At 36.7% G+C, this 9,950-nt stretch carries 9 protein-coding genes and 1 pseudogene; 4 read left to right on the top strand and 6 right to left on the bottom strand.

Annotation, left to right across the window (positions count from 1 at the left end):
- The 5 genes and pseudogenes from AACY61_RS03250 to AACY61_RS03230 form a co-directional block, all read right to left on the bottom strand.
- Positions 1–275 (bottom strand): annotated as a pseudogene (locus AACY61_RS03250) (LmbE family protein); the annotation flags it as partial.
- 10 nt (positions 276–285) lie between these two features.
- Complete coding sequence (locus AACY61_RS03245; RefSeq protein ID WP_339610134.1) at positions 286–849, bottom strand: mechanosensitive ion channel domain-containing protein; 564 nt, start codon at positions 847–849, stop codon at positions 286–288.
- Entirely contained in the window at positions 846–1,634 is a 789-nt protein-coding gene (locus AACY61_RS03240; protein ID WP_339610132.1) for a septum formation inhibitor Maf, read from the bottom strand. The genes AACY61_RS03245 and AACY61_RS03240 overlap by 4 nt, the downstream gene beginning before the upstream one ends.
- 141 nt (positions 1,635–1,775) lie before the next feature.
- Positions 1,776–2,363, bottom strand: a complete 588-nt coding sequence (locus tag AACY61_RS03235; protein ID WP_339610130.1) for a Maf family nucleotide pyrophosphatase — start codon at positions 2,361–2,363, stop codon at positions 1,776–1,778.
- 5 nt (positions 2,364–2,368) lie between these two features.
- Positions 2,369–2,695 (bottom strand): YbaB/EbfC family nucleoid-associated protein, encoded by a 327-nt coding sequence (locus AACY61_RS03230; protein ID WP_339610128.1) that lies wholly within the window; start codon positions 2,693–2,695, stop codon positions 2,369–2,371.
- Positions 2,696–2,766: 71 nt separating this feature from the next.
- Between AACY61_RS03230 and AACY61_RS03225 the strand changes: the two genes are divergently transcribed.
- The 4 genes from AACY61_RS03225 (at position 2,767) to AACY61_RS03210 (ending at position 9,103) form a co-directional block, all read left to right on the top strand.
- Positions 2,767–4,902, top strand: a complete 2,136-nt coding sequence (locus tag AACY61_RS03225; protein ID WP_339610126.1) for a S9 family peptidase — start codon at positions 2,767–2,769, stop codon at positions 4,900–4,902.
- A 96-nt stretch (positions 4,903–4,998) separates the two neighbouring features.
- Positions 4,999–6,039 (top strand): cysteine synthase family protein, encoded by a 1,041-nt coding sequence (locus tag AACY61_RS03220; RefSeq protein ID WP_339610124.1) that lies wholly within the window; start codon positions 4,999–5,001, stop codon positions 6,037–6,039.
- Positions 6,040–6,177: 138 nt separating this feature from the next.
- Positions 6,178–7,437 carry an aminotransferase class I/II-fold pyridoxal phosphate-dependent enzyme gene (locus AACY61_RS03215; protein WP_339610122.1) on the top strand — a complete coding sequence of 420 codons (1,260 nt, stop codon included), beginning with the start codon at positions 6,178–6,180 and terminating at the stop codon, positions 7,435–7,437.
- 103 nt (positions 7,438–7,540) lie between these two features.
- Positions 7,541–9,103 carry an NAD(P)H-hydrate dehydratase gene (locus tag AACY61_RS03210; RefSeq protein ID WP_339610120.1) on the top strand — a complete coding sequence of 521 codons (1,563 nt, stop codon included), beginning with the start codon at positions 7,541–7,543 and terminating at the stop codon, positions 9,101–9,103.
- Between the two features lie 83 nt (positions 9,104–9,186).
- On the opposite strand, the gene AACY61_RS03205 is transcribed toward AACY61_RS03210, so the two are convergent.
- A partial coding sequence (locus AACY61_RS03205; protein WP_339610118.1) for an ATP-binding cassette domain-containing protein occupies positions 9,187–9,950 on the bottom strand: 764 nt, incomplete at its 5' end.

The raw sequence follows: 9,950 nt of genomic DNA, 5'->3' as shown, positions 1-9,950 counted from the left end.
AATGGGCCTAATTCTTTTCCAATTAAATTTTGGCCACCATCACCTCTTGTTATGGAAATGTATGCTGTTCGAGCCTTTACTTCATTGGCTAAATGTGAAATAAGTCGCGTGTTTTCATCGTCAGGATGGGCAGCTACATATAAAACTGACCCCAGAAAATTCAATTTTTTAATGGACTCATAAATTTCTGATGTAGAAGGTTTATCGGGTTGTTGGGCTTTAAGAGAGAGTATGCCAATAAAAATGAAAAGTATAATTAAACAACGTTTGCGCATGTTTTTGTTTTTAATCGTGAATTTTTGAGAGGTTTTTATTTTCATTTTCATCGTGTTCATCGTTTATATAGGCATCCGTAACCATAGAGACCCCTTTTTGTAAAATCAAGTTATTGGGGTAAGAATGGACATTACCGTTTTCACTTTTTAAAATTATGTGAAATGTTTTGATATCTTCGATGATAAGTACTTCAGGGATAAAATCTTTATCGTGAATTTTAATGTGGTCGCCAATTTTATATGGGAATGTAAAAAACATAATGATTCCACTGGTAATGTTACTTAAGATAGACCACTGAGCAAACAATGCAACTCCTATAACCGCAAACATTGAAGAAAATACCAATCCTACATCGCTAAACTTAACACCCCAAATCAATATGATCCAAAATACAAGAATGAAAATAAAAGCAAAGTCAAAGTATTTTATAATTAAGTTGGTGCGATGCTGTAGTCTTTCATGAATTTTTGCATAACGTTTCACCAGCCTTATGACAAGGCTTCTAAGTAGAAAAATTATAAAAATACTTATACCCGAATAAATAAATTTGGGTAGTAATTCTTCAATCGTCATAGGCTAAAGTTTAGTTGCAATGAATCTCTTAAATGACTGTCAGCATTTGTGTTTTTTGACCAATAATCGGTTCTTAGCTGTTTCTTTTTGGTGGCTTTGGTAATGTGTTTACTTGATTGTTCTTCCCATTTTATAATGTGATAAGGGAAATCGGGTTCATACCAAATGGTAAGAGAACGATTTAGACTAGGGTATTCTACTTTAAAGCTGTGAATTGAATCCTGTGTTTGTGTTGTAGCGATAGCGTTGTAGGGTTTTAGCTCCTTATGTTTTAATCTTATAAATTCAAAAGAGGGGATTATAAGTAGTTCACCTGAAGGCAAATCTTCAGGGTTTACTCTTACTTGTGTCCAAAGTTCGTCTTCGAGAACTGTTTTTTGGAATTCAAATTTCTGATCGGCTTCGCTTTCAAAGTAGGAGTGTGACTTTATTTTAAAGGAGTCTCGGTTGTTCAATTGTGCATAAACATGTCCGCACCATTCCTGGACAGAAGTGGTAACTTTAAGTGCATGATTTTTTTCTTCTAAAGGGTAGAACACACTGTTCATTATTGAATAAGAATAAATGCCGGTGAAGAATTTTTTAGTTTGATTTAGTTTTAAAACACTTTTTGTGGAATCAGACGGGTGGTCAGCTTTAACCTGAATTTCCGGTAAGAAATCCTCGGTTACATATATTAGAACGGCTTCAGCATCTCTAATTTCGCCATAGCGTTCCTGCTCCAGTGTGTATGAAGTAATTTCTGCCAGACCATTGTACCAATAATTTTTAAAGTCTTCCGACAAGGTTCTTTTTGAAATTTCATTCTGGACTGGCCTTTTAACTTGAGTATCCTGACACGCAATTACAGAAAGAGCTAAGAAAACCAAAAAAAGAGAGCAACTAAATTTCATAACTCAAAATATTTAGCTAAAAATACTATTATTTCATTGAGTACCAAATTCTATTAACGTTTTATAAACAAGGTGTGTAGGTAAGCCCATTACAGTGTTGTAAGAACCTTCAATTTTTGTCACACTAACAGCACCAATCCATTCCTGGATTCCATAGGCACCGGCTTTGTCAAAGGGTTGGTAGTTTTGGATGTAATAATTAATTTCCCGGTCGCTTAGATTTTTGAACCAGACTTTTGTTATGTCGCTAACTATTATTTTGTTTTTAGTAGTTGTAAAACAAACTGATGAAATGACTTCGTGGTGAGTGTCGGAAAGTAAGCGGAGCATTTTGTGCGCTTCTTCAGTATTTGTTGGTTTACCCAGACACTGTTCATCTTTCACAACTATAGTGTCTCCTGTTATGAGAAGGTCCTTTTCCTTAAGGGTAGTAAATTCTGAAGCTTTAAGCATCGAAAGGTATTCTGCAATTTCTTTTCCTTTTAAATGATCGGGAAATACCTCATTAACAGGTTTAAGCTGAAGTGTAAACGGGATTTCCAACTCCCTGAAAAACTGCTGTCTTCGGGGTGAACCAGTGGCAAGTATAATGTTGTATTTTGAAAGTAGAGATTTGAGCATAGCAATTACTTAAACATCCCTTCCATACCCGGAATGTTAGGCATACCATCTTTTGCAACAGCTGCCAGTTCGGTTTCATGTATTGAAGTTGCTTTTGCTATGGCTTTATTGAGGGTTAATACCAGATAATCTTCCAGTTGTTCCTTCTCTTGCAACAGACTTTCGTGAATTTGAATGTTTTTAATTTCACGGTTGGCAGTCAGGGTGACTTGCAGCATTCCGTCATGGCTTTTTTCGTCAACCATTACAGTATCCAGACGTTTTTTTGTTTCTTCAACTTTTTTTTGGGTTTCTTTCAATTTACCCATCATTCCCATCAGGTCTCCAAACATAATTATAAAAATTTTTTAAAAGTGAAGCACAAAATTATTAAATTAGCTTGTTATTAAATAACTAAAATCTCATGAAAATTTACACTTCCCTTTGTTTGTTATGTATTATTTTTGCCACTTCGTGTAAAAAAGAACAACCACAAGACGAACAAATGAATCCCACACCCCCTATTGCCCAAAAAATTGAAAAGCATTTAGAAATCCATGGAGATGTAAGAATTGATAATTATTACTGGATGAACGATAGAGCGAATCCGGAAGTAATAGATTATCTGGAGCGGGAAAATGATTATTATGAAAAAATGACTTCCCATACCACCGAATTTCAAAAGGATTTATTTGAGGAAATGAAGGCTCGAATTAAGGAAGACGATTCTTCAGTACCTTATTTATATAATGGGTATTATTACATCACCCGTTATGAAACCGGAAAAGATTACCCAATTTTTACCCGAAAAAAGGGTTCATTAGATGCGGAAGAAGAAATAATGTTTGATGGAAACGAGATGGCTGCAGGACATTCTTATTTTCACCTTGCGGGCATTAATGTAAGTAAGGATAACAAACTGGCTGCCTTTGCCATTGATACGGTTAGCCGTAGAAACTACACGATTCAGATTAAAAATCTAGAAACCGGTGAGATTTATCCACAAAAAATTGAATTGACCACAGGTGGTTCTACCTGGGCTAATGACAATAAAACACTTTTTTACACCCGAAAAGATCCTCAGACATTGCGATCAGATAAAATTTACAGACATACTTTAGGTACTAACCCGGGGGAAGATGTTGAGGTATTTCACGAAGAAGACGAAACCTTCAGAACCTTTGTATATAAAACCAAATCTGATGCCTTTATTGTCATTGGATCTGCCAGTACGCTTACAACCGAGTTCCGAACTGTGGATGCAGAGACTCCTAAGGCTGAGTTTAAAATTTTTAGCCCTAGAGAAAGAGGTGTGGAGTATAATATTGCCCATTTTGAGGATCACTTTTACATTTTAACTAATAAAGACCAGGCTAGTAATTTTAAGTTGATGAAAACGCCGGTCTCCTCAACTGATTCAGAAAAGTGGGAGGAGGTGATTCCTCACCGTAAAGATGTATTACTGGAAGACTTTGAGTTGTTTAAAGATTATTTGGTTGTGAGTGAACGTTCCAATGGCTTGAATAAAATTCATATTCAGCGTTGGGATGGAAGTGACGCTTATTATTTGCCATTTGATAATGAAACTTATACAGCATATACTACACAGAATTTAGAGTTTGACACAGAAATACTACGATATGGTTATAATGGTCTGACACAACCTGCAGCTGTGATTGATTTCAATATGAAAACTCAAGAACAAACCATTATGAAAGAACAGGAAGTTCTAGGAGGCGGGTTTAACAAAGAGAATTATACTTCTGAACGCATTTGGGCTACCGCAGCAGATGGTACAAAAGTACCTGTATCGATAGTGTACAAAAAAGGTATTGAAAAAGATAGTAGCAATCCGCTGTTGCAATATGGTTATGGTTCTTATGGTTCAACAATAGACCCTTATTTTTCGACAACACGTCTGAGTTTGCTTGATAGGGGATTTATTTTTGCCATTGCTCATATCAGGGGTGGTGAGTATTTAGGAAGAGACTGGTATGAAAATGGTAAATTATTAAAAAAGAAAAACACATTTACTGATTTTATTGATGTTTCAAAACACCTTATAGCTGAAGGCTACACATCTTCTGAGCATTTATATGCTATGGGAGGTTCAGCTGGAGGATTGCTTGTTGGTGCTGTAATGAATATGGCACCGGAACTTTATAACGGAGTTGTAGCCGCCGTTCCTTTTGTGGATGTTGTTACTACCATGTTGGACGACTCCATTCCCTTAACCACAGGTGAATATGACGAGTGGGGGAATCCCAATGAAGAAGAATATTATTTTTATATGAAATCTTATTCACCTTATGATAATGTTGAAGCAAAGTTCTATCCAAATACATTGGTTACTACAGGCTTACACGATTCACAAGTGCAATATTGGGAACCTGCAAAATGGGTTGCTAAATTACGTGAACTAAAAACAGACAGTAATATATTGTTGTTTAAAACCAATATGGATGCAGGACATGGAGGGGCTTCAGGCCGCTTTGAAGCCCTAAAGGAGGTTGCTATGGACTATGCCTTTTTATTAGACCTAGAGGGAATCACAGAGTAATTGAAAAAAAAAACTTAAATTTGCAAAGTTTTGCAATAGTAATGGAGTTATTTTAATTATTAAAACTCCATTTGTTTCTTAATCAAATATTAATTTATGAAACAAGATTTAAAAGCTTATAGTAGTGTTTTAGAGCTCATCGGAAATACTCCTTTAATTCGCTTAAATAACATTACAAAATCCCTGAACGGAGCTTTCCTAGCAAAAGTTGAAGCATTTAACCCAGGACACTCCACAAAAGACAGAATAGCACTTTATATTATTGAAGAAGCCGAGCGTAAAGGTATTTTAAAGCCCGGTGACACCATCATAGAAACCACCAGTGGAAATACAGGTTTTAGTATAGCAATGGTAAGTGTGATAAAGGGGTATGAGTGTATTTTGGCGGTCAGTTCAAAGTCTTCAAAAGATAAAATTGACATGTTGAAATCAATGGGTGCCAAAGTCTATGTTTGTCCAGCCAATGTTTCTGCTGATGATTCACGTTCATATTATCAGGTTGCTAAACGCTTACATGAAGAAATAAAAGGTTCTGTATATATCAATCAATATTTTAATGAACTCAATATTGATGCACATTTCAATACAACTGGTCCTGAAATATGGGAACAAACCGAAGGGCAAATTACTCATTTGATAGCCTGTAGTGGTACAGGGGGCACAATTTCAGGAGCCGCCAGGTTTTTAAAGTCTAAAAACCCAACAATTAAAGTAATAGGTATTGATGCTTATGGATCGGTGCTACAAAAATATCATGAAACCAGAGAGTTTGATGCTGAAGAAATTTATCCTTACCGCATAGAAGGGCTTGGAAAAAACTTAATCCCGACCGCTACTGATTTTGATGTAATTGATCAATTTGTGAAAGTAACCGATGAAGCCAGTGCGCATACTGCACGTGAAATTGCACGAACAGAAGGTTTGTTTGTTGGTTATACCAGCGGTGCAGCTATGCAAGGTGTAAAACAACTTGCTGAACAAGGAGAGTTTGATTCAAACAGTAAAGTAGTAATCATTTTTCCTGATCACGGTTCACGCTATATGAGTAAAGTTTACAGTGACGATTGGATGAATGAACAAGGCTTTTTTGATAGCCAACATATTGAAGCAAAGGAAACGATAGAATACATCAAATAAGATAAAAACATTTTTTTAATTGAAAACCATCACGTAAATTGTGGTGGTTTTTTTGTTTTCAATCAATTTATGATTACTCTAAAAATTGTAAAGCCAATTAAATTAATTAATTTTGTGCTATAAATTCACTAACAACATATGAGAGATTTATTTGATAAAATCTACAAAGATAAAGGGCCTTTAGGAAAATGGGCTGAGCAGGCAGAAGGTTATTTTGTATTCCCAAAACTAGAAGGGCCGATTTCCAACCGAATGAAATTTAAAGGTGAAGAGGTCATCACCTGGAGCATCAATGATTACCTGGGCCTAGCCAATCATCCTGAAATAAGAAAAGTAGATGCTGAAGCAGCCATGAAGTGGGGGTCTGCTTACCCAATGGGTGCTCGAATGATGAGTGGTCACACTGATTTACATGAAAAATTACAAAATGAGTTGGCCGCTTTTGTGAAGAAAGAAGCAGCATACCTACTTAACTTTGGTTACCAGGGAATGGTTTCTACTATAGACGCCCTAGTTTCCAAAGATGATGTCATTGTGTATGATGTTGATGCACATGCGTGTATCATAGACGGTGTGCGTCTTCATTTAGGACAACGATTTACCTACAAACACAACGACATGGATAGTATCGAAAAGAACCTACAACGTGCTACCAAAGTTGCTGAAAAGACAGGAGGTGGTATCCTGCTGATATCAGAAGGTGTTTTTGGAATGCGAGGTGAACAGGGTAAATTGAAAGAAATCGTAGCTTTAAAGAAAAAATATAACTTCCGGTTTTTTGTAGATGATGCCCATGGTTTTGGAACTTTGGGGACCACTGGTGCAGGAGCTGGAGAAGAGCAAGGTGTTCAGGATGGAATAGACGTGTATTTTGCCACTTTTGCCAAATCGATGGCCAGTACGGGTGCATTCATCGCTGCTGATGAAGAAATTATTAATTATTTAAAATATAATTTACGTTCACAAATGTTTGCCAAATCACTGCAAATGGTATTGGTAGAGGGGGCGTTAAAACGTTTAGAGATGTTGCGTACTATGCCTGAGTTAAAGCAAAAACTTTGGGATAATGTACATGCTCTACAAGGCGGTTTACGCGAAAGAGGGTTTGACTTGGGTACTACTCAAAGCTGTGTAACCCCGGTTTATTTGCAGGGAAGTATCCCCGAAGCGATGGCGTTGGTCAAAGACTTACGTGAAAACTATAAAATATTCTGTTCAATAGTGGTGTATCCGGTAATTCCTAAGGGGTTGATCTTGTTGCGCATGATTCCTACTGCGTCTCATACTTTAGATGATATACAACAAACCTTGGAAGCTTTTTCTACGATAAGAGAGCGATTACAAAACGGAACTTATAAACGTCTTTCAGCTGCAGTTACTGAAGCGATGAAAGAATAAGTGTAGAACTCTTCCACTTGGGATTTATGCTTCATTTTGAATTCACTTATATTATTTGATACCTAAAAAAATATTGATTTTATAGGTTAATACCTGTTATCCCATGAAAGTTTTTACAGCTAAGCAACTAAAAGAAGCAGATCGAACCACTGAAGAAAATGAAGGGATTGCCCCCATAGACTTAATGGAACGTGCTGCTGGTTATGTTTTTCAGTGGATTGACAATCAATTGAAAGGTCAGCAGTTGCCTATTTATATATTTTGCGGAATTGGCAACAATGGAGGTGATGGACTGGCAGTAGGACGTATGTTACTCAACAAGGGCTATGATGTTCACAGTTTCATAGTCAATTACAGTGAGAATCGCTCAAAGTGTTTTTTGATTAATTATGACCGTTATAAAAATACCACCAAAAACTGGCCGAAATTTATAAAATCACCATCTGATTTTCCTGAAATACCTCCACAAGCTTTGTTGGTTGATGCCCTATTTGGTATTGGGTTGAATCGACCTTTGGATACCTGGGTCAAGGAGCTAGTATTACACATCAATCAATCAAAGGTGTTTACTCTGGCTGTTGATGTTCCCAGCGGGATGTTTATTGATACTGCTACAACTGATTTGGAAGCAGTTATTAAAGCTTCGGTGACATTAACATTTCAAGCCCCTAAGTTGCCCTTTTTTTTACCGGAAACAAGTCCTTTTTCAAACAGCATTCAAGTGCTTGACATTGGTTTGGATAGAAAATACCTTACAGAAACTCCCACAAAAGCCTTGCTAATTACAAGGGAAACTGCCCAAAAAATGTACCAAACTCGTCATAAGTTTTCACATAAAGGCACTTTTGGCCATGCACTTATTTTGGGTGGAAGTTATGGAAAAATGGGTGCTGTTACCTTGGCAGTAAAAGCCGGCTTGAGAACAGGTGCTGGAAAGTTAACGGCCTATGTTCCTGCCTGCGGTTATGAAATCTTACAAATAGCAGTACCAGAGGCTATGGTCATAACTGATGCAGAAAGAGATAAACATATACAATTTACAGTTGTTGATGCCTATAATGTAATAGGAGTGGGAGTAGGCTTAGGTACTGATAAAACCACTGAACGTGGTTTTGAAGCCTTTTTGAAAAGTAATAACACTCCTTTGGTTGTTGATGCAGACGGGCTTAACCTTTTGTCAGCAAACAAAGAATTACTGAAATTAATTCCTAAAAATAGTGTTTTAACACCCCACCCCGGAGAATTAGAACGATTGGTAGGAAACTGGAAGAATGATTTTGAAAAACTTGAAAAAACTAAAGCTCTTTCAAAAACAATAGACGGAATCGTGGTTATAAAAGGAGCGCATACAATTACCATATATCACGATAACCTGTACATCAATACTACAGGAAACCCCGGTATGGCTACAGCGGGCAGTGGAGATGTGCTTACAGGAATTATTTGCGGACTTCTCGCTCAAGGCTATGATGCTTTGAAAGCTGCTTGTTTTGGAGTTTATTTACATGGCAGTGCAGGCGACCTAGCTTCACAACACCAAGGGTTTAATGCGATGATAGCCGGAGATTTAATAGATTTTTTAGGGCATGCTTATATTAAATTGTTTCAAAAGGAAGAAGTCCAAGCAACTAATAGTAAATCTGGCAACAAGGAAGCGAATAATTAATTGATGACTTCTTTTTAAAACCTCAATACATTATTTAATGCGCATTATTGGATAGTGTCTTTTAAAATGCTTTTTAAAATTTCCTAAAGTTTTTTTCTTAAATATTGACCTGTAAATGAATTAATATTTTTTATTAATTCTTCCGGAGTACCTGCACATATAAGTTCACCGCCATTTTCACCCCCTTTAGGTCCTAAATCAATGATAAAGTCAGCACATTTGATTAAGTCTATGTTATGTTCAACTACAATCACAGAATGTCCTTTATCAATAAGGGCTTCAAAAGACTTGAGTAGTTTTTTTATGTCGTGAAAATGGAGGCCAGTAGTTGGTTCATCAAAAATAAAAAGCACTTTGTCTTTGGTTTCACCTTTTACAAGAAATGATGCTAGTTTAATGCGCTGCGCCTCACCCCCGGAGAGTGTTGAGGAGCTTTGACCTAACTGTACATAGCCCAAACCAACGTCTTGTAATGGTTTTAATTTTGAATACACTTTTGTTTCGTTGTGAAGTTTAAAAAAATCGATAGCTACATCGATGGTCATTGTGAGGATATCATCTATGTTTTTTTCCTGAAACTGCACTTCGAGCACTTCCTTTTTAAATCGTTTGCCATTGCAGGCTTCACATTCTAAGTGAACATCGGCCATAAACTGCATTTCGATGGTCACTTCACCTTCACCTTTACAGACTTCACATCGGCCACCATCTACATTGAAAGAAAAGTGTTTGGGTTGGAAATTACGAATTTTTGATAGTTTTTGTGATGCAAATAAACTCCTGATATCATCATAGGCTTTGATATATGTAACAGGATTGGATCGGCTTGAGCGACCTATGGGGGTTT

Source organism: uncultured Planktosalinus sp., from assembly GCF_963973675.1.
In the GTDB taxonomy this organism is placed as follows: domain Bacteria; phylum Bacteroidota; class Bacteroidia; order Flavobacteriales; family Flavobacteriaceae; genus Planktosalinus.
This window is presented reverse-complemented; position numbering and strand designations above follow the sequence as displayed.

What these genes read in the sequence shown, in the direction of transcription:
- AACY61_RS03245 (WP_339610134.1), bottom strand. Translation starts at nt 849, where the DNA reads ATGACGATTGAAGAATTACTACCCAAATTTATTTATTCGGGTATAAGT.
- AACY61_RS03235 (WP_339610130.1), bottom strand. Translation starts at nt 2,363, where the DNA reads ATGCTCAAATCTCTACTTTCAAAATACAACATTATACTTGCCACTGGT.
- AACY61_RS03230 (WP_339610128.1), bottom strand. Translation starts at nt 2,695, where the DNA reads ATGTTTGGAGACCTGATGGGAATGATGGGTAAATTGAAAGAAACCCAA.
- AACY61_RS03225 (WP_339610126.1), top strand. Translation starts at nt 2,767, where the DNA reads ATGAAAATTTACACTTCCCTTTGTTTGTTATGTATTATTTTTGCCACT.
- AACY61_RS03220 (WP_339610124.1), top strand. Translation starts at nt 4,999, where the DNA reads ATGAAACAAGATTTAAAAGCTTATAGTAGTGTTTTAGAGCTCATCGGA.
- AACY61_RS03215 (WP_339610122.1), top strand. Translation starts at nt 6,178, where the DNA reads ATGAGAGATTTATTTGATAAAATCTACAAAGATAAAGGGCCTTTAGGA.
- AACY61_RS03210 (WP_339610120.1), top strand. Translation starts at nt 7,541, where the DNA reads ATGAAAGTTTTTACAGCTAAGCAACTAAAAGAAGCAGATCGAACCACT.